Here is a 21,348-nt window from a genome sequence, read left to right as displayed (position 1 = left end):
TTGTATAGGCAGTTATCATTTAATAATACTTACGTAAATAATGGATTATTCACATCTTTCATGGAGGAAGTCTAATGTTGTCTAATGACAATTCAGTCAATACCAACTCATCTATTCAAAAATTAAATACCCCCTTAAAAGCCAGCGTTGTACTTTTAACATCGGTTATCCTTGCATCTTGTGCCTCTAGCGGCTCTACTTCATATGATATGTCTGATGTGTTTGGTAACTCTGAAACGGTTGGGGATTCAAATCCGACACCAAGTCCTGAACCGAGCCCTGAACCGAATCCTGAGCCAGAACCTGAGCTAGAACCTGAGCCAGAACCTGAGCCAGAACCTGAGCCAGAACCTGAGCCAGAACCTGAGCCAGAACCTGAGCCAGAACCTAATAAAACTGGCGTACAGACCTTAAACGTTAACGCAGGGCTACTTGGTACCTTCAACACGACAACACGTGACTTTGCAGCGGATGACACTAGTGTTCAAGCAAGATCAGATGTGGCATCAGACAACCTACTACCCGCAGTAGAGATCACCACCTCATCAGACAATGATGCCGAAGTAAGTAACGGCTTCAAGCAATACGACGGTGAAGCCCTTATATCAATCACCAGTCCAATCAAAGCAGACTTACCACTAACCTATAGCTCAATCTACAAAGACTATAGCGATGACATGCGTATTGGTCACATTGATGGTTCAGCAGCTTTAGGAGACAGTGCACTACCCGTAAACGGAGCAGCCGTAATAGGTAACGCCACAGTCGCTGAGAACGTACCAACAGAAGGTACAGCAGGATACACAGGTGATGCGACGTATCGCAAGATGGGGATTGGCAATGCCATTGAATTTGGTAGCTCAGTATTCACCGCAGACTTCGTACAAAAGCAAGTTGATGGTAAATTATCATTTGATACAGTTGGAGACATTAATCTAAAAGCGAATATCAATGATAATGAGTTTTCAGGCGCAGCTGCAGATAATGCAGGGTACAATACTGAAGGTTCATTCTATGGTGCAGACGCTAACTTCATAGGCGGCGTTTATGCTGGTAATGGTGCTCAAGGTACTTATGGCGCAGAAAAAGATAATGATGGGCCAACTGATCCAGTACAACCAGTTGATCCAGCAGAGCCGACTGATCCAAATGAACCTGTTAATCCTGATGTAGCACCAGATTCTGAATTAACGGGTTTCCAATCTACCTCATTAAGTAGTGTGGCAAAGAATATTGCAATTGCCAATGTAGTTCTAGATGATGCTATAGGATATGTTGCCATCCGTGATGATAAATCAGACTATACAGAAACCAAGACAGAAAATGGTTCTGAAGTACCAGTTGACAATCGTCAAGGAGATAACTTCCAAAGTTTCGATAATGGTGTCGTTCGAGGAGATATGGTACAACCGACCAGTGTACAAAAACCACTTGAAGTTTCATTGAAGGATGAAGGGAGTGTCACTGTTGAAGCAGGTAAAGAAGCTCTGAACCCGAACTTTAACTATAAGACGGTTTATGAAAGCTTTGATACTCAAGTGCAATTAGGTCATGTTTATGGCGTGATTAATTCAGGTTTCGTCGGTGACTTATCTCGTGTTGCCAACGTGTATGTACAAGGTCACTTAACCAATCAAGCAGATATTGACTACTTAAAGCAAGTAAATGAAGGTAAGGCGCAATACATAGGTAAAGCGACTTATATTGAGAACATTCATTTAGGTGACGGTGTAGGATTTGAACCCGTTAATGGTACTTCAAGTTTTGACGTTGACTTCGTGAATAACTCAGTAGCTGGTGAGCTTGCCTTTGATGGTAACTTCAAATATATGCCTGAAGGTAATAAGATTGTTATTATAGCGACCATTGATGGCAATACATTTGCTGGTAATGTAAATGGTATCGATACTGCCGGTGCCTTCTATGGCGAAGATGCCGCTTTCTTAGGTGGTATTTACCAAGATGCGTCCGTTGAAGGTGGTAAAGGTACAATACCAGGTACTGGCACCACCTTCCAAGGTACCTTTGGCGCTGAAAAGCAGTAATATTATCCAAAGTCCATTAAGTTCTAAATAAAAAGCGCTTTAAAGCGCTTTTTACTATTTGAACCATAACTATTATGTTAGTAAATATTTTTGACTTGTTGACTTTTATAATAATATTTGTAATTATCTAAACCTATTATTAAGATAAGCTTTTTTTATAAATGTTGTCATAATGGATTATCTCATACGCTTCATGGAGGAAGACAAATGTCGTCTCATCATAAAATTATTTCATCAAATTCTATATCTAAATCAAATCAATTAAAAACCCCGTTAAAAGCCAGTGTTGTGCTCTTAACGTCTGTCATTTTGGCCGCTTGTGGAACGAATGGCTCTACAACTAAATCCTATAATGCACCGACTACTGACATACCTAATAGTGGTGACACAGGAGGTGGCGATACAGGCGGCGGTGATACAGGAGGTGGCGATACAGGAGGTGGTGATACAGGCGGCGGTGATACAGGCGGCGGTGATACAGGCGGTGGTGACACAGGCGGTGGCGATACAGGAGGTGGCGATACAGGAGGTGGCGATACAGGAGGTGGCGATACAGGAGGTGGTGACAACAGTGCTGAACTTGAGCAAGCCAAAGCTGAAGCCGCTGCTGCAAAAGCTGAAGCCGCTGCTGCCAAAGAACAAGCCGCTGCTGAAAAAGCAAAAGCTGAGAGTGCACAAGCCGAAGCAGAGAAGGCTAAGTCTGACTTAGCAGACGCACAAGCGGCATTAGCAGAAGCTGAGCAAGCATTAGCAGACGCCTTAGCCGCTGGTGGTGGCAATACAGAAGCATTACAAGCAGAAGTAGATCGCAGAGCCGCCGCCCTTGAAGCCGCACAGAGCTCAGCAACCCAAGCCCAACAAGCCGCAGAAGCAGCAGAAGCCGCAGCCCAAGCTGAAGAAGAGGCCACCCAAGCTGCATTACAAGCAGCAACAGACACAGCAGAAGCGGCAGCGATCAAGAACGCTCCAGAAGCAGACAAATCTGGCGTACAGACCTTAAACGTTAACGCAGGGCCACTTGGTACCTTCAACACAACAACACGTGACTTTGCAGCGGATGACACCAGTGTTCAAGCAAGATCAGATGTGGCATCAGACAATCTACTACCCGCAGTAGAGATTACCACCTCATCAGACAATGATGCCGAAGTAAGTAACGGCTTCAAGCAATACGACGGTGAAGCCCTTATATCAATCACCGCTCCAATCAAAGCAGACTTACCACTAACCTATAGCTCAATCTACAAAGACTATAGCGATGACATGCGTATTGGTCACATTGATGGTTCAGCAGCTTTAGGAGACAGTGCACTACCCGTAAACGGAGCAGCCGTAATAGGTAACGCCACAGTTGCTGAGAACGTACCAACAGAAGGTACAGCAGGATACACAGGTGATGCGACGTATCGCAAGATGGGGATTGGCAATGCCATTGAATTTGGTAGCTCAGTATTCACCGCAGACTTTGTTGCTAAGACACTAGACGGCACCTTAAGCTTTAACCAAGCAGGTAGTATTGGCTTAACCGCAGGTATTAACGGCAACCAATTCTCAGGCAGTGCCGATGACAATGCAGGCTACGCAACCGAAGGTGGATTCTACGGTGGCGATGCCCAGTACCTAGGCGGTGTCTACGAAGGCAATGGCGCTCAAGGAACCTATGGCGCCAAATCTGACACTCAAACCGCAGCAGAGCAAGCAGCAGCAGAAGCGGCAGCGGCAGCAGAGGCCAGTCAAGCAGCACTAGCAGCAGAACAAGCGAGAGCAGAAGAAGCCAAAGCGGCAGCGGACAAAGCCCAAGAAGAAGCAGTCAAAGCACAAGAAGCCTTAGCAAAAGCAGAAGAAGCCTTAGCGAATGCAGGTGAAGGTGGCGACGGTGGACTAGCAGCGGCACTAGCCAGAGCCGCCGCCGCAGAAGAAGCGCAAGCCGCAGCCGAAGAGGCAGCCGCAAAAGCGCAAGAAGCAGAAGCTGCAGCGAAGTCTGCTCAACAATCAGCGGAAGCCGCACTAGTTGCCGCACAAGAAGCTGCAGACAAAGCCATTGGAGAAGCCAAAGCCGAAGCTGACGCCGCTGTAGAAGCTGCACAAGCTGAGGCCGATGCTGCAAAACAGCAAGCCGCAGACGCACAAGCGCAAGTGAGCGCTGCCAAAGCAGAAGCTGAAAAAGCTAAGGAAGACGCTGAGACAGCCATAGCGCAAGCGAACACCAAAGCGGAACAAGCCGAAGCACAAGCTACCGCTGCCCAGCAAGCAGCTCAGACAGCACAAGCACAAGTCGCTGCTGAAAAAGAAAAAGCTGAGAATGCACAGGCCGAAGCAGATCAAGCTAAAGCGGACTTAGCCGACGCACAAGCGGCATTAGCAGAAGCTGAGCAAGCACTAGCAGACGCCTTAGCCGCTGGTGGTGGCAATACAGAAGCATTACAAGCAGAAGTAGATCGCAGAGCCGCCGCCCTTGAAGCCGCACAAAGCTCAGCAACCCAAGCCCAACAAGCCGCAGAAGCAGCAGAAGCCGCAGCCCAAGCTGAAGAAGAGGCCACCCAAGCTGCATTACAAGCAGCAACAGACACAGCAGAAGCGGCAGCGATCAAGAACGCTCCAGAAGCAGACAAATCTGGCGTACAGACCTTAAACGTTAACGCAGGGCCACTTGGTACCTTCAACACAACAACACGTGACTTTGCAGCGGATGACACCAGTGTTCAAGCAAGATCAGATGTGGCATCAGACAATCTACTACCCGCAGTAGAGATTACCACCTCATCAGACAATGATGCCGAAGTAAGTAACGGCTTCAAGCAATACGACGGTGAAGCCCTTATATCAATCACCGCTCCAATCAAAGCAGACTTACCACTAACCTATAGCTCAATCTACAAAGACTATAGCGATGACATGCGTATTGGTCACATTGATGGTTCAGCAGCTTTAGGAGACAGTGCACTACCCGTAAACGGAGCAGCCGTAATAGGTAACGCCACAGTTGCTGAGAACGTACCAACAGAAGGTACAGCAGGATACACAGGTGATGCGACGTATCGCAAGATGGGGATTGGCAATGCCATTGAATTTGGTAGCTCAGTATTCACCGCAGACTTTGTTGCTAAGACACTAGACGGCACCTTAAGCTTTAACCAAGCAGGTAGTATTGGCTTAACCGCAGGTATTAACGGCAACCAATTCTCAGGCAGTGCCGATGACAATGCAGGCTACGCAACCGAAGGTGGATTCTACGGTGGCGATGCCCAGTACCTAGGCGGTGTCTACGAAGGCAATGGCGCTCAAGGAACCTATGGCGCCAAATCTGACACTCAAACCGCAGCAGAGCAAGCAGCAGCAGAAGCGGCAGCGGCAGCAGAGGCCAGTCAAGCAGCACTAGCAGCAGAACAAGCGAGAGCAGAAGAAGCCAAAGCGGCAGCGGACAAAGCCCAAGAAGAAGCAGTCAAAGCACAAGAAGCCTTAGCAAAAGCAGAAGAAGCCTTAGCGAATGCAGGTGAAGGTGGCGACGGTGGACTAGCAGCGGCACTAGCCAGAGCCGCCGCCGCAGAAGAAGCGCAAGCCGCAGCCGAAGAGGCAGCCGCAAAAGCGCAAGAAGCAGAAGCTGCAGCGAAGTCTGCTCAACAATCAGCGGAAGCCGCACTAGTTGCCGCACAAGAAGCTGCAGACAAAGCCATTGGAGAAGCCAAAGCCGAAGCTGACGCCGCTGTAGAAGCTGCACAAGCTGAGGCCGATGCTGCAAAACAGCAAGCCGCAGACGCACAAGCGCAAGTGAGCGCTGCCAAAGCAGAAGCTGAAAAAGCTAAGGAAGACGCTGAGACAGCCATAGCGCAAGCGAACACCAAAGCGGAACAAGCCGAAGCACAAGCTACCGCTGCCCAGCAAGCAGCTCAGACAGCACAAGCACAAGTCGCTGCTGAAAAAGAAAAAGCTGAGAATGCACAGGCCGAAGCAGATCAAGCTAAAGCGGACTTAGCCGACGCACAAGCGGCATTAGCAGAAGCTGAGCAAGCACTAGCAGACGCCTTAGCCGCTGGTGGTGGCAATACAGAAGCATTACAAGCAGAAGTAGATCGCAGAGCCGCCGCCCTTGAAGCCGCACAAAGCTCAGCAACCCAAGCCCAACAAGCCGCAGAAGCAGCAGAAGCCGCAGCCCAAGCTGAAGAAGAAGCAACCCAAGCTGCATTACAAGCAGCAACAGACACAGCAGAAGCGGCAGCGATCAAGAACGCTCCAGAAGCAGACAAATCTGGCGTACAGACCTTAAACGTTAACGCAGGGCCACTTGGTACCTTCAACACAACAACACGTGACTTTGCAGCGGATGACACCAGTGTTCAAGCAAGATCAGATGTGGCATCAGACAATCTACTACCCGCAGTAGAGATTACCACCTCATCAGACAATGATGCCGAAGTAAGTAACGGCTTCAAGCAATACGACGGTGAAGCCCTTATATCAATCACCGCTCCAATCAAAGCAGACTTACCACTAACCTATAGCTCAATCTACAAAGACTATAGCGATGACATGCGTATTGGTCATATTGATGGTTCAGCAGCTTTAGGAGACAGTGCACTACCCGTAAACGGAGCAGCCGTAATAGGTAACGCCACAGTTGCTGAGAACGTACCAACAGAAGGTACAGCAGGATACACAGGTGATGCGACGTATCGCAAGATGGGGATTGGCAATGCCATTGAATTTGGTAGCTCAGTATTCACCGCAGACTTTGTTGCTAAGACACTAGACGGCACCTTAAGCTTTAACCAAGCAGGTAGTATTGGCTTAACCGCAGGTATTAACGGCAACCAATTCTCAGGCAGTGCCGATGACAATGCAGGCTACGCAACCGAAGGTGGATTCTACGGTGGCGATGCCCAGTACCTAGGCGGTGTCTACGAAGGCAATGGCGCTCAAGGAACCTATGGCGCCAAATCTGACACTCAAACCGCAGCAGAGCAAGCAGCAGCAGAAGCGGCAGCGGCAGCAGAGGCCAGTCAAGCAGCACTAGCAGCAGAACAAGCGAGAGCAGAAGAAGCCAAAGCGGCAGCGGACAAAGCCCAAGAAGAAGCAGTCAAAGCACAAGAAGCCTTAGCAAAAGCAGAAGAAGCCTTAGCGAATGCAGGTGAAGGTGGCGACGGTGGACTAGCAGCGGCACTAGCCAGAGCCGCCGCCGCAGAAGAAGCGCAAGCCGCAGCCGAAGAGGCAGCCGCAAAAGCGCAAGAAGCAGAAGCTGCAGCGAAGTCTGCTCAACAATCAGCGGAAGCCGCACTAGTTGCCGCACAAGAAGCTGCAGACAAAGCCATTGGAGAAGCCAAAGCCGAAGCTGATGCCGCTGTAGAAGCCGCACAAGCTGAAGTTGACGATGCTAAAGCTGAAGCAGAGGCCGCTAAAAATGAAGCAGCAGCAGCAAAAGCTGAAGCAGACGCTGCTATAGCCCAAGCCAATGCAAGTGCTGAACAAGCACAGCAACAAGCAGCTGCAGCCCAAGCTGAAGCAGAAGCTGCCAAACAACAAGCCGCTTCTGAAAAAGAAAAAGCTGAGAATGCACAAGCTGAAGCAGACCAAGCTAAAGCGGACTTAGCAGCCGCACAAGCGGCATTAGCAGAAGCTGAGCAGGAGCTGGCTGATGCATTAGCTGCAGGCGGTGGTAATACAGATGCCTTAGAAGCGGCAGTAGCCCGCAAAGAGGAGGCATTACAAGAAGCACTTGCCCAAGTGAGCGCAGCAGAACAAGCATCACAGGAGGCTATAGCAGCAGCAGAAGCCTTAGTTGTCGAAACAGAGCAAGCCGAAGCCGAAGCCGCTACAACAGCAGAAGCGGCCGCTATTAAGAATGCGCCTGAAGCTGATAAATCTGGTGTGCAGACTATCAATGTAGGCGCATCAGTAACAGGTCTCTTAGGTGACTTTATTACAACTACACGTGATTTTGAGATAGCTGACGATAGCCTTCAAGCGCGAGCTGATATAGCTTCTGATGATCTACTACCTGTCGTTGATGTGGTTATAACTGGAGAGGGTGATACCGAACTGGCTAATGGCTTTATGAGTCATGAAGATAATACTGAAATCGCTACAGACTTAGGTGTATTGCCACTGGTGTATACATCAATTTATAAAAACTATAGTGATGATATGCTTATTGGTCATATTGACGGTACTGCTAGTCTAAGCGATACAAAGATTCCTGTTGATGGTACTGCGGTTGTCGGTAACGCCACCGTCGCTGCAAACGTACCAACAGAAGGTACAGCAGGATACACAGGTGATGCGACCTATCGTGAGCTAGGCATAGGTAATGACATAGAATTCGGAACCTCAGTATTCACCGCAGACTTTGTCGCTAAGACACTAGACGGCAGCCTAAGCTTTAACCAAGCAGGTAACATTGGTTTAACCGCAGGTATAGAGGGCAACCAATTCTCAGGCAGTGCCGATGACAATGCAGGCTACGCAACCGAAGGTGGATTCTACGGTGGTGACTCCCAGTACCTAGGCGGTGTCTACGAAGGCAACGGTGCTCAAGGAACCTATGGTGCCAAATCTGACACTCAAACCGCAGCAGAGCAAGCAGCATCAGAAGCGGCAGCGGCAGCAGAGGCCAGTCAAGCAGCACTAGCAGCAGAACAAGCGAGAGTAGAAGAGGCACAAGCTGCGGTAACCAAAGCCCAAGCAGATGCTGATCAAGCCCAAGCGGCCTTAGAAGCTGCACAAGAAGCACTAGCCAATGCAGGTGAAGGTGGAGACGGTGGTCTAGCGGCCGCTATTGAAAGAGCCGAAGCAGCCGAAGCTGCAGAAGCCGCTGCAATAGAAGCCGCTGCGACAGCCAAAGCTGCACAAGAAGCTGCAGAACAAGCACAAGAAGCTGCCGAGCAGGCACAGGTAGCAGCTGAACAAGCTCTTGCAGCTGAGAAGGTTGCAGCTGCTCAAGCTATTGGTGAAGCAAAAGCTGAAGCTGATGCCGCTGTAGAAGCTGCTCAAGCTGAAGTTGACGCCGCTAAAGCTGAAGCTGAAGCTGCTAAAACTGAAGCAGCAGCAGCTCAAGTAGCCACAACTGAGGCCGAGCAAGCTAGAGATGAAGCTATACTTGCTAAGGAAGAAGCAGAAGCTAGGGCTAAAGCTGCAGAAGAAGCTCTTGCAGCTGAGTTAGAGACTCCACCAGCGCCAGTTAATCCTGATACTGCTGCTTCAAATACTATTACTGGTGTTCAGAGTAATAATATTGACGGATATAATGCAGCCAAACGAGGGGACATTGTTAACAATGCTTCAAGTAGCTTTGATGTTCTTACCAGTCGTGTTGATGAACTCGATACTAATTATGCCACTGAACCAGTTGATTTAATTATCCGCAATGAAGCTTCTGATAGTAATTATGGAACAAGTGACAGTGGCTTTAAGTCTCATTCTGGAGAAGTTGTTGTTAAGGGTAAAGGTGAGGCAGGTATAGACTATGATCGTGACATGAGCTATACCTCAGTTTATAACAACTTTAATGAAGAGCTTCAAATTGGTCATGTTTACGGAACTATTGATAGAGCTTTGTATGCTGATGGAAAGCTTTCAACGGTCTATGCACAAGGTAAGTCAACCAGTTCAGCTGATATGGCTTATATGAAAGAGTTGTCCCAATACAATATTGATAATAATATCAATGATGGAAAGGTCAAATATGAAGGTGTTGCTACGTATCTTGAGAATTCAAACATAGATGGTCCTCTTTTAGGTAAGTCTGAGTTTGATGTTGATTTTGTAGATCAGCAGGTAGATGGTGAGTTAACTTTCTCAGGTGCTAGTACTAAAGATATTAAAGCTGAGATATCTGGCAATAAATTTTCTGGCAGTTGGAATGGTGTAGATACTAAAGGTGGATTCTATGGTGATGACGCCGCACTATTAGGTGGTGTGTATAGTGATGATACTGGTAAAGGAACTTATGGTGCTGAAAAATCAACACCGGATCCTGTAGACCCGGTTGATCCTGTAGACCCAGTCGACCCAACAAACCCAACTGATCCAGTTAATCCAGTCGTAGCTCCTGATGAAGAAATGACAGGTTTCCAATCAACTACGTTAAGTAGTAAAGAGAAGACCCTACCCTTTGGTCTTGGTGAGCTTGATAATGCAATAGGCTATGTCGCAATTCGAGATGATAAGTCTGAATTTACGTCAACCACTGTTGAAAATGGAGCAGAAGTTCCAGTAGATAATCGTCAAGGCGATAATTTCAAGAGCTTTAGTGATGGGGTTGTTCGAGGCGATATGGTTCAACCTTCAAGTGTACTTGAACCTATAAAAGTGTCCTTACAAAGATCTGGAGAAATTAAAGTAGATGCTGGTAAAGGGAGTTCTAACCCAACATATGAGTATACTTCAGTGTATGAAAACTTTGACCAGCAGATGCAGATTGGACACGTATATGGAAACTTTAACTCCCTTGTTGGAGATGTTTCTAGAGCGACAAATGTCTATGTTGAAGGGTATCTGACCAATCAAGCTGATATTGACTATTTAAAACAAGTGAATGAGGGTAAAGCACAGTACACCGGTGTAGCAACTTATATCGAGAATATTCATTTGGATGACAATACTAGTACTGCTCCAGTTAATGGTACCTCTAGTTTTGACGTTGACTTTGTCAATAACTCGGTAGCTGGTGAGCTTGCCTTTGATGGTAACTTCAAATATATGCCTGAAGGTAATAAGATTGGCATTGAAGCGACCATTGATGGCAATACATTTGCAGGTAATGTAAATGGTATCGATGCTGCCGGTGGTTTCTATGGTGAAGATGCCGCCTTCTTAGGGGGAATTTACCAAGATGCATCCGTTGAAGGTGGTAAAGGTACTGTTGCAGGTACTGGTACCAAGTTCCAAGGTACCTTTGGCGCTGAAAAGCAGTAATAGCATCCAAAGTTGATTAAGTTTTAAATAAAAAAGCGCCTTAGGGCGCTTTTTTTAAACAATAAAGTTAATATTACTTTATAGTTAATCCGTAATTATTAATAATATATGTTTAAATAAATAAACATATTATTTTAATAACTTAAATGCTAGTTTATAATCACTGACAACTTTTTTAGCATTTCAATCAGTTATAAATACGGAATATTTGACTCAAGTTACCATGTTAAGGATAACCATGACCCAATCTTTTTTTCTTAAAACCCTTAATGCCTCAATTTTAACGGCAGCCGCAGTTTATGCTCCCATGATATATGCTGCTGAACTTAATCCAGAAGAGGTTGAGGAGCTTGCGCAGAATGAAAACGATCTTTCTGAAGAGCTTATCAAACAAGAACGACAAAATATAAACTTAGGCAACACAGTTCCAACCGCTAATGTTTCAAATGCTGAAGCTCAAGAGGCTATTAATGAGCGTAAGCCTTTGCAATCGGCTCAGAGATATAACCTAGAGGCTCTAAAAGCAGATCCTATTTCGTTTACCAAGTTTTTAAATGCAGCCATAGCTGCTCAAGATATGACAACGGTAAAAGAGTTATTACCGCATTATAAAGCGCTCCAGACAAACGATCCTATGTTGATCAGTTTTGCCGATGCGTTGGTATATCGAGGTAATGGTCAACATAAACAGGCCATTGCCATTTATAAGGGTATGTTGGCTGATAATCCAGATTTTCACCCAGTACGCTTAAATCTAGCACAAGCTTTATATGCTGATAAACAGTACGCTGCTGCACATGACCAGCTTCTTAAGCTTCGAGGGGCAGACATACCCGAGCCTGTTATGGCCAATGTTAATAAGTTAATCGAACGTATTCAAATGCAAGAGCAGTGGCGTTTTAATGCATCAATAAGTTATATTCAAGATGATAACTTAAATGGTGTCCCTGAAAAGCCTATCGTCAATGGTCAATTTGGAACAACGAATAAGCCCGAGTCAGGCAAAGGTCTCTTGATATCTACCAGTTCCAATAAGCGTATAAATTTACCACAGAATTACTATGCAGAAGTAGGTGGCAATGCTTCGCTTAAAGGGTACTGGGATAATAGTGATTATAATGATTATCTAGTTACGGCATCTGTAGGACTAGGTTATGATGACGCTAAGAATGATATTTCAATCAGTCCATTTGTTACCAAACGATTCTATAGTGAGGAACCATACAGCTGGCGTAAAGGGGTAACAGTGAGTGGTTCACGTTGGGTGAAACCAAAGTTGAAATTAACAGCAACGGGAATGCTTTCGAATGAAACCATTGACGATGATGAGAAAAACCTTCGTGAAGCAGACGGTGTATTTTTAGGTTTAAATGGGCTATATATCAAAGATGCCAACGAGTACTTCTATGGGGGTATCGGTCATAATATAAACGATGTCGATAAGACAAGCTTTTTAAGCTATGATCGTAATTCAGTTAATGTCGGTTGGGGTAAGGAGTGGAATCAAGGTATTTCAACATTGACTTCCCTAAGTTATGCGGTTAAAGACTATGACAAACCATCTGATGATATCGCTGATTTCTTCTACAGTACTTACAGAATTGAAGGCAGTGATACAAGCCGAGAAGACAAAACAAGGTCAATTGGGTTACAAGTTTGGAAACGTGACTTAACGGTATTAGGCTTAACCCCGCGTCTGGTATTTGATTATGAAAAAACCTCTAGTAACTTCAAATACTATGATGATCGTGATGATAAATCAGCCACTATTTTATTTACCAAGACTTTTTAACGGGTTATTGGTCTGGTTTATCAATTATCAAAAAACCCTCGCATAAGTCATGCGAGGGTTTTTACTAAGCTGTATTATTAGAAACAATATAAACTAGAGATTAGTTTCCATTTCTTCAAACTTAGCTTTAATATGATCATTAGGCTCTGCAGTAGCCAGACTACCAATAACGATAGCAATTGAACTTAAGATAAAGCCTGGAATAATGGCATATAACCAATCGTTTAATGCAACGCCATTAGATGTTTCAAAATCACCATAAATCCAAACGATAACCGTTAAGGCACCTACAATCATACCGGCAAGGGCGCCATTACGGTTCATACGTTTCCACATTAAGCTAATAACCACTAGCGGACCAAACGCGGCACCAAAGCCTGCCCAAGCATTAGACACTAAATCCAAAACTGAGCTGTCAGGGTCTCTTGCTAAGAAAATAGCAATAATAGCAACGAGCACTACTGAAATACGACCGACTAATACCTGACGGGCCTCAGGCGCATCTCTATCAAAAAATAGCTTATAGACATCACGAGTGAGTGAGCTTGAAACCACCAGTAACTGCGAAGAAATAGTACTCATTATGGCTGCTAAAATAGCCGCTAACAAGAAGCCTGATACTAAAGGATGGAATAAGAAATTAGTAAATACTAAGAAAATAGTCTCAGGATCATCTAATGTCATTGCCGTCTTTTGAACATAAGCACGGCCTGCAAAACCTGTCATTAACGCACCGATTAAGCTGACAATCATCCAGCTCATACCAATATTACGAGCAGTAGGCACATCCTTAACAGAGCGAATGGCCATAAAGCGAACAATGATATGCGGTTGACCAAAATAACCTAACCCCCATGCCATAAGCGAGATAATGCCAATAAACGACATACCGCTAAAGATGTTAAGTAATTCTGGGTCGATATTGCGGATTGCAGTTGTCGTTGCACCCACACCACCAAGGTCTGTAAAAGCGACTATCGGTACAATAATCATAGCAAATAACATGATGACACCTTGCACGAAGTCAGTTGTAGATACGGCAAGGAAACCACCAAATAAGGTATAAATCACCACAACGCCGGCAGTTATCCATAAGCCTGAGCTATACGTCATACCTAAAGCACTATCAAATAATTTACCACCACCTGCTAAACTTGCAGCAGTATAAACGGTGAAGAATAAGATAATGACGATCGCTGAGATAACTCTGAGTAGATGAGATTTGTCCTCAAAGCGATTGGCAAAGTAGTCAGGTAAGGTAATCGCGTTATCTGCAATCTCAGTATAGACCCTTAGTCTAGGCGCAACCATTAAATAGTTAGCAAAAGCACCTAACGTCAATCCTAAAGCAATCCATATACTAACCACACCTGAGCTGTACATATAACCTGGTAAACCAAGTAATAACCAACCTGACATATCTGATGCACCTGCAGATAAAGCAGCGACACCTGGACTGAGATTACGACCCCCAAGCATGTAGCCAGATGAGTCGTTTTCAGCTTTAAAGTATGCCCAAATCCCGATTCCAATCATCAATAGGAAGTATAGGCCGAGCGATATAAGCACGCCTGTTGACACTCCATTCATAACAAAATCCTTATATGATTAAAATTTATAAGCACAAAAAAACCATTATGTGACTAATATCATAATGGTTCGTTATTTAGAGCTAAATGTAGAGCTAAAAGATTATTAACAAAAGATAATAGAATGTTTTTATGAACTTATGCTGATATATGTTTCATAAAACAATACAATCTGCATAAAATAATATTGAAAAATTTGAATGCTAATTGAGTTACATACTATTAACTTTTGGCAATATGAGGGCATTATAAAGCATAATCGGGGGAATTACGAATTAGATTATCAATAGTATCTAATGACACCATTAACGTAGAAAAAAGAGGAGTAAAAAGATCACCAATTTAACGGCTTCAGTTAAAAAAGTAACGGTTAAACTAATTAAGTTATCTTTAATGGAATAATCTATATGATGGGCGCTAGCATTTGCATCAATGCGTCGACACTTGCCGAACGGGTCAAACTAGGGTTGATAACCACACCTAAATAACGCTGTAACTCTAAATCTTTAGCCATATCTATGCACGCAAGCTCCTGATTAATCAAGGTTTGGGGCAATACAGACCAGCCTAGTCCGACCGATACTAACATTCTTATAGATTCAAGCGGGTTAGTGGTCATAGTGGCATAAGGCTTTAAGTTTTGTTTGGCAAATTCAGCCAATGTTATTTGACTGGTAAACGTATTTGCCGCTGGTAAAATAGCGGAATAATGTGCCAGTTGCTCTAATGTCACGTTGGTTTTTTGAGCCAATGGTGATAGGGTGCCAGTGACAAAATAAAGAGGATCAGACCATAACGTGTGATAGGTGAGACGCTTATCATACACTGGCGGTAATGTTAAAAATGCAAGCGATAACTCACCATCTAATACTGCCTTATGGGCCGCTTCTGAATCGACGAAATGGACTTCTAATTGTACAGAAGGGTAAGTTTGGATAAACTGCTTTAAAACAGGCGGTAGGTGGTGGAGGCCGATATGGTGACTGGTACCAATAACCAGTTTGCCAGAGATGGTTTGTTGTGAGTTTTGAATATTGATTTTGAAATTATCATAGTCGTCTAGCCACCGCTTAGCATGGGGCAACAGCTCATTTGCGGCAGCAGTCGGCACAATACCGCGACCAAGGGTGTCAAATAAGGTCACCTTGAACTCATCTTCTAGGTTTTTGATACGCTTACTCACCGCTGGCTGAGTAATAAAAAGTTTTTCAGCCGCACCTGAGATACTGCCTGTTTGCATTACAGTGATAAAAGTTGTCAAATTTGTCGTATTCATGGGTAGCCTAAAACTTTATGTTAGTAAAGAGGTGAATTAACATATTATAATTAATAGTTTGCTATATGATAAAAATCATCAATTATTATTATATAACTAAAATGTTATAATCTCAATAAAGAAAATAAAGCAAAAATATTTTTATTAAATATTCGTTATTACTAATATTAGCCCATACGATTTGATTAAGATATGACTTTATTTTATTAACTTTTCTAGCCAGCAAGGGACTATTCCATGTCAGCAACACCATTAAAATCTGCAAAAACTCTATATGACAAACTTTGGGATGCGCATCTCGTGAGTAAACGTGATGATGGTTCAAGCTTAATTTATATTGATCGTCATCTGCTCCATGAGGTCACCAGTCCTCAGGCGTTTGAAGGTCTGGCATTGGCCAATCGCGAGCCATGGCGATTGTCTGCAAATATTGCGACACCGGATCATAATGTACCGACAGTCCGTAAAGAAAGGTTAGAGGGCGTAAGTGGCATTAAAGATGAAGTATCGCGCTTACAGGTAAAAACCTTGGACGATAACTGTGAAAAGTTCAATATCGCAGAATTTACGATTAATGATGCTCGTCAAGGTATTGTGCATGTGGTAGGACCTGAGCAAGGCCTTGTATTGCCCGGTATGACCGTGGTGTGTGGCGACTCACATACTGCAACACATGGTGCATTAGGCTGTTTAGCACATGGTATCGGTACCTCTGAAGTAGAGCATGTATTAGCCACCCAATGCTTGGTACAGAAGAAATCCAAAAATATGTTGATTCGTGTCAATGGCGAGCTTGGTGAAGGGGTGACTGCGAAAGACGTCGTATTGGCCATTATCGCAAAAATAGGTACGGCAGGTGGTACAGGTTATGCGATAGAGTTTGCTGGAGATGTATTTGAGAATATGAGCATGGAAGGTCGTATGACCGTTTGTAATATGGCCATTGAAGCTGGTGCTCGAGTCGGTATGGTGGCGGTTGATCAGACGACTATTGATTATGTTAAAGGTCGCCCATTTGCGCCAACAGGTGAGCAGTGGGAGCAAGCAGTTGCCTATTGGCAAACGCTGCGTTCAGATGAAGACGCTGAGTTTGATGCGATTGTTGAGTTAGATGGCAGTGACATTGCACCGCAAGTATCTTGGGGCACCTCTCCTGAGATGGTAGTTGATGTGACGCAACATGTACCAACTTTGGCCCAAGCAAAAGATGAGGTTCAGGCTGAGGCGTGGGAACGTGCTTATCAGTATATGGGTATTAATGGAGGTCAGCCGATTACAGATATCAAGCTTGACCGTATTTTTATTGGGTCGTGTACTAACTCTCGTATTGAAGATTTGCGTTCAGCAGCGTCCGTTATTAAAGGACGTAAAGTTGCCGATAATGTTAAAGAGGCCATAGTGGTAGCTGGATCTGGACAAGTCAAACAACAGGCTGAAGAAGAGGGCTTGGATAAGGTGTTTATTGAGGCAGGATTTGAATGGCGTGAGCCGGGGTGCTCAATGTGTTTGGCAATGAATGCCGATAAGCTTGAACCACAAGAGCACTGCGCCTCAACGTCAAACCGTAACTTTGAAGGACGTCAAGGTAATGGCGGACGCACGCATTTGGTTAGTCCTGCAATGGCGGCTGCCGCAGCTTTAGCCGGTCACTTTGTGGATGTACGAAGTTTTTAAGAGATAAGAAATGTTAAAAAAAATACTATTTTTACTGACAGCTAACCTTATTTTCATTAGTGTAGCTAATGCCGCTGAGGTTGAAGAGGTATGTATCAAGTATAGAAGTAACTTTGAATGGTCTAAAGCATATCAAGTTAAGGCTACTTTGATAGATGGGTATGAGCTAAACAAGGCTATTGGAGGATACAAATACTCCTCAATTGATAATTTTGCTGTAGTTTTCTGGGGTGAAGGGCAAGCTACAACATTAAAGCTTAGAAATAGTTGGCTGTCCTATTCGTATCAAGATACAGAAGATCAAAATGGAAAAAAATGGCAAATTAAAGAAAGCTCAGGATATTGCTACTAAATTTTTTAACATTATCTAAAATGTTTCAATCTAATGTAATCTATTTTAAGGAATTACGATGCAAGCTTATAACACCCAAACAGGCATTGTCTGTCCACTTGATCGCTCCAATGTCGATACCGACCAAATTATCCCTAAGCAGTTTTTAAAATCCATTAAACGGACAGGTTTTGGCGTTAATTTATTCGATGAATGGCGTTATCTGGATGAAGGTTATCCGGGTCAGGACAACAGTAAACGTCCATTAAACCCAGACTTTGTACTCAATCAGCCACAATATAAAGGCGCAACTATATTGTTAGCACGTGATAACTTCGGTTGTGGTTCGAGTCGAGAACATGCCCCTTGGGCATTATCAGAGTATGGGTTCCGTACTGTGATCGCCCCAAGTTTTGCAGATATCTTTTATAACAACTGTTTTAAAAATGGCATGTTGCCCATTGTATTGCCAGAGGCGCAAATTGATAGTTTATTTGACGCCTGTTTTGCCAATGAAGGCTATGAGCTTACCGCTGATCTTGAGCGTCAAGTGGTCGTAACGCCTGATGGTACTGAATATCCCTTTGAGATTGATGAATTTCGTAAGCATTGCTTGCTCAATGGGTTAGATGATATCGGTCTTACGCTTCAGCAAGAAGAGGCGATCAAGACCTATGAGGAAAAAAGGCGTCAACAAACCCCTTGGATATTTAATGAGGTTAACGCTTAGCTCTTGAACCTTGCATAGTAGCTCCTTAGATAATAGTTAATCAATAAGTAAGTAACTAAGAGTGACTAATTAAAAGTGACTTATTAAAACAATAACTACCTTAAAAACAACTTAGGAAATTGAAAGTATGGCAACTGTATTAACGCTCGCAGGCGATGGCATTGGACCAGAAATTATGACGCAAGCCGTCAATGTGCTTAAAGCGGTTAATGAGAAATTTGATTTAGGACTAACTTTAGAAGAGGGCGATTTAGGCGGTGCCGCTATCGATAGGGCAGGAGTACCGTTACCCGATGATACTTTAGAAAAAGCACGTGCTGCCGATGCCGTCTTGCTAGGTGCGGTGGGTGGCCCTAAGTGGGATGGTATAGAGCGTAGCATTCGCCCTGAACGTGGTCTATTGAAGATCCGCAGTGAATTAGGTTTGTTTGCTAATTTACGCGTTGCAAAGCTGTATCCTCAGCTTGCCAATGCCTCAAGTCTAAAACCTGAGATTATCAAGGGGCTTGATTTACTGATTGTGCGTGAGCTCACGGGGGGCATTTACTTTGGTGAGCCTAGAGGTATTCGCACGTTGGATAATGGCGAGCAACAAGGCTATAACACCATGGTTTATAAGACATCCGAGATTGAGCGCATTGGTAAAGTTGCCTTCGATCTGGCGCAAGTACGTGCCAAAGCCCATGGAACCGCTGCTAAGGTCTGTTCAGTGGATAAAGCTAATGTCCTTGAAGTGACAGAGCTTTGGAAACAGACGATGATTAAGCTACAACAATCCGACTATACTGATGTTGTATTAAGTCATATGTATGCCGATAACGCTTGTATGCAGCTGGTAAAAGACCCTAAGCAATTTGATGTGATGGTCACAGGAAATATGTTTGGGGATATTTTATCTGACGAAGCCGCCATGCTGACCGGCTCTATAGGTATGCTACCGTCGGCCAGCTTAGATGAAAATGGTAAAGGAATGTATGAGCCGTGCCATGGTAGTGCGCCTGATATCGCTGGTCAAGACAAAGCCAATCCCTTAGCCACAATATTGTCTGTCGCAATGATGCTGCGTTATACCTTTAAGCATGAAACGTCTGCGGCAGCTATTGAGCAAGCAGTCAGTTACGTGCTGGATGATGGTCTGCGAACAGGTGATATTATGGATTCGGATGAGTCTGATCTTACCTTAGTAGGATGTCAGCAAATGGGCGCCGCTGTACTTGACAAACTTAGTTAATTTGAAAGGATAAATCATGTATAGTCAGTTGCACTGTCATATGTCGAAAAATAAATTAACAGGACTTGCTGTGGCAATATTGCTGACAGCGACATCGTGTTCAAATTCGTCCTCTACCGAAAATTCAACCAGTGGTTCGAAAACTGAAGCCACACAAACCGCTGCGGAACAAACTGATGTCAATCAGACCGATAATAACTTCGATAATGAATCCAATACGAACAATGGTGAACATACTAAAGTAGCAGACAGTGAAGATCAGGCCAATCAATCTAGCACAGGTAAAATAAATACGACGTCAAACGATGTATTACCAACGCTTCAATACTCAGTGAATAACTTATCTGAAAATGCGAAGAAGGTAAATAATAGTGACTGGCGGTCTGGAAGTGAGATAAACCAAGCCATAGGGACTAAATTACAAGCCTTGCTAAACTGGCACAGTCATGGCGTTGGTGCAGTAGATGGTAAGTGGGGCAAAAATACTCGCAAAGCCATGCAAGCCTTCCAAAAAGCCAAGGGCTTGACTGTGACAAATGACTTAAATCAAGAGACGTGGGATGCACTGAATGAAGACAGATCACTTGTTAATCAGCCTGTGTTGGTGAACTACACGCTGACTGATGACGATGTTAATATTAATATGACAACCATCCCTGCACGTGCTGAGTCGAAGGGCAAGCTTGAGGGTATGTATTATGAAAGTGTGGGGGAGGCCATTGCTGAGAAGTTCCATATGGACTTACAGTATTTAAAACAGTTGAATCCTAATATCAGCTTTGCAGCGGGTGAGACCATTACGGTTTATAACCCTGGTAATCCTAATACCACGCCTGTGAGTCGGGTAGTTGCCGATAAAAATACGCAAACCTTATTTGTTTATGACGCTGATGACAATTTGATCGCAAGTTATCCGACAACAGTGGGTAGCACAGCAACCCCTTCACCCAGTGGTACGCATCAAGTAAAAGTTAAAGTACATGAGCCAAATTATACTTATACCGCAGAGGATGGTAGCCAAACCATAATCCCACCAGGTCCTAATAATCCTGTCGGCTTAGTATGGATTGGACTCACCAAACCATCTTACGGGATACACGGATCGCCAGATCCAGAGCGTATTAGCCGTCAAGCGTCTTCGGGCTGTGTGCGCTTAACTAATTGGGATGCATTGGCATTGTTTGAGGTCATTGATGATGATGCTACTGTGGAGTTCAAATAATAACTTTTGTATTCTAGAACCTATTTTTTTCGGGATAACGGTTTTTGTAAGCTATAGTTTTATAAGACTAAAAAAACCGCTAGCTCAAAGGAGCAGCGGTTTTTTGGCTTAAAAGGTCATAGTTAAAATAATATATGATACTAAGTTATTAGAATATCATAGACTCTATAACAAGCCTGCGTTAACGAGAGGATAAGTATGGGTTAGGTCTTGCCACGATAAGTAATACGACCTTTAGATAAATCATAAGGTGTCATTTCAACTTTAACTTTATCACCCGTTAAGATACGGATATAGTGTTTACGCATCTTACCAGAAATATGGGCAATGATTTCATGACCATTTTCTAGGCGTACTTTAAAAAGTGTGTTAGGAAGGGTGTCGATGACTTCACCTTCGAATTCAATAATCTCGTCTTTTTTTGCCATAAGTATTTAGGTTAACCCTTTGAATAGAATTGTAGTAGGACATAATTATACGCTAACAAAGGGCTTATAGCAAATATAGCCACACTATCACTTGATAAGTTGCACATAGTTTGTTAAGGGTCA

11 protein-coding genes are annotated in these 21,348 nt (G+C 44.1%); 8 read left to right on the top strand and 3 right to left on the bottom strand.

Annotated elements, in window-relative coordinates; all coding sequences use genetic code 11:
• Positions 1 to 74: 74 nt before the first annotated feature.
• The 3 genes from AC21OG_RS01895 to AC21OG_RS01885 all read left to right on the top strand — a co-directional run bounded on the left by AC21OG_RS01895 (position 75) and on the right by AC21OG_RS01885 (position 12,744).
• Positions 75 to 2,045, top strand: coding sequence for a transferrin-binding protein-like solute binding protein (locus AC21OG_RS01895; RefSeq protein WP_487377422.1), 1,971 nt, complete (start codon positions 75 to 77; stop codon positions 2,043 to 2,045).
• Between the two features lie 207 nt (positions 2,046 to 2,252).
• Positions 2,253 to 10,952, top strand: a complete 8,700-nt coding sequence (locus AC21OG_RS01890; protein ID WP_491185054.1) for a transferrin-binding protein-like solute binding protein — start codon at positions 2,253 to 2,255, stop codon at positions 10,950 to 10,952.
• Between the two features lie 238 nt (positions 10,953 to 11,190).
• On the top strand, positions 11,191 to 12,744 hold the full coding sequence (locus AC21OG_RS01885; protein ID WP_487377611.1) for a surface lipoprotein assembly modifier: 1,554 nt from the start codon (positions 11,191 to 11,193) through the stop codon (positions 12,742 to 12,744).
• Positions 12,745 to 12,837: 93 nt separating this feature from the next.
• Here AC21OG_RS01885 and putP read toward each other — a convergent pair whose 3' ends face one another.
• Positions 12,838 to 14,334: a sodium/proline symporter PutP gene (putP, locus tag AC21OG_RS01880; protein WP_487377610.1), complete on the bottom strand. Its 1,497-nt coding sequence runs from the start codon at positions 14,332 to 14,334 to the stop codon at positions 12,838 to 12,840.
• A gap of 402 nt (positions 14,335 to 14,736) precedes the next feature.
• Positions 14,737 to 15,609, bottom strand: coding sequence for a LysR family transcriptional regulator (locus AC21OG_RS01875; protein ID WP_487377609.1), 873 nt, complete (start codon positions 15,607 to 15,609; stop codon positions 14,737 to 14,739).
• A gap of 237 nt (positions 15,610 to 15,846) precedes the next feature.
• Between AC21OG_RS01875 and leuC the strand changes: the two genes are divergently transcribed.
• The 5 genes from leuC to AC21OG_RS01850 all read left to right on the top strand — a co-directional run bounded on the left by leuC (position 15,847) and on the right by AC21OG_RS01850 (position 20,797).
• Positions 15,847 to 17,283 (top strand): 3-isopropylmalate dehydratase large subunit, encoded by a 1,437-nt coding sequence (leuC, locus tag AC21OG_RS01870; protein WP_487377608.1) that lies wholly within the window; start codon positions 15,847 to 15,849, stop codon positions 17,281 to 17,283.
• Positions 17,284 to 17,293: 10 nt separating this feature from the next.
• Positions 17,294 to 17,635: a hypothetical protein gene (locus tag AC21OG_RS01865; protein WP_487377607.1), complete on the top strand. Its 342-nt coding sequence runs from the start codon at positions 17,294 to 17,296 to the stop codon at positions 17,633 to 17,635.
• Positions 17,636 to 17,693: 58 nt separating this feature from the next.
• On the top strand, positions 17,694 to 18,344 hold the full coding sequence (leuD, locus tag AC21OG_RS01860) for a 3-isopropylmalate dehydratase small subunit (protein WP_487377606.1): 651 nt from the start codon (positions 17,694 to 17,696) through the stop codon (positions 18,342 to 18,344).
• A 127-nt stretch (positions 18,345 to 18,471) separates the two neighbouring features.
• Positions 18,472 to 19,575 (top strand): 3-isopropylmalate dehydrogenase, encoded by a 1,104-nt coding sequence (gene leuB / locus AC21OG_RS01855; protein WP_487377605.1) that lies wholly within the window; start codon positions 18,472 to 18,474, stop codon positions 19,573 to 19,575.
• A 40-nt stretch (positions 19,576 to 19,615) separates the two neighbouring features.
• Positions 19,616 to 20,797, top strand: a complete 1,182-nt coding sequence (locus tag AC21OG_RS01850; protein ID WP_487377604.1) for a L,D-transpeptidase family protein — start codon at positions 19,616 to 19,618, stop codon at positions 20,795 to 20,797.
• A gap of 203 nt (positions 20,798 to 21,000) precedes the next feature.
• Here AC21OG_RS01850 and infA read toward each other — a convergent pair whose 3' ends face one another.
• Entirely contained in the window at positions 21,001 to 21,225 is a 225-nt protein-coding gene (gene infA, locus AC21OG_RS01845; protein WP_350558979.1) for a translation initiation factor IF-1, read from the bottom strand.
• Positions 21,226 to 21,348 lie beyond the last annotated feature (123 nt).

It is taken from the genome of Psychrobacter sp. CX5, assembly GCF_057621535.2.
The sequence above is the reverse complement of the archived record's forward strand: the minus strand, read 5'-3'. Positions and strand labels throughout refer to the sequence as shown.

Excerpts from the sequence above, each read along its gene's own strand:
- AC21OG_RS01890 (WP_491185054.1), top strand. The coding sequence starts at position 2,253 with ATGTCGTCTCATCATAAAATTATTTCATCAAATTCTATATCTAAATCA.
- AC21OG_RS01850 (WP_487377604.1), top strand. The coding sequence starts at position 19,616 with ATGTCGAAAAATAAATTAACAGGACTTGCTGTGGCAATATTGCTGACA.
- AC21OG_RS01885 (WP_487377611.1), top strand. The coding sequence starts at position 11,191 with ATGACCCAATCTTTTTTTCTTAAAACCCTTAATGCCTCAATTTTAACG.
- AC21OG_RS01895 (WP_487377422.1), top strand. The coding sequence starts at position 75 with ATGTTGTCTAATGACAATTCAGTCAATACCAACTCATCTATTCAAAAA.
- infA (WP_350558979.1), bottom strand. The coding sequence starts at position 21,225 with ATGGCAAAAAAAGACGAGATTATTGAATTCGAAGGTGAAGTCATCGAC.
- AC21OG_RS01865 (WP_487377607.1), top strand. The coding sequence starts at position 17,294 with ATGTTAAAAAAAATACTATTTTTACTGACAGCTAACCTTATTTTCATT.
- putP (WP_487377610.1), bottom strand. The coding sequence starts at position 14,334 with ATGAATGGAGTGTCAACAGGCGTGCTTATATCGCTCGGCCTATACTTC.
- leuD (WP_487377606.1), top strand. The coding sequence starts at position 17,694 with ATGCAAGCTTATAACACCCAAACAGGCATTGTCTGTCCACTTGATCGC.
- AC21OG_RS01875 (WP_487377609.1), bottom strand. The coding sequence starts at position 15,609 with ATGAATACGACAAATTTGACAACTTTTATCACTGTAATGCAAACAGGC.
- leuC (WP_487377608.1), top strand. The coding sequence starts at position 15,847 with ATGTCAGCAACACCATTAAAATCTGCAAAAACTCTATATGACAAACTT.
- leuB (WP_487377605.1), top strand. The coding sequence starts at position 18,472 with ATGGCAACTGTATTAACGCTCGCAGGCGATGGCATTGGACCAGAAATT.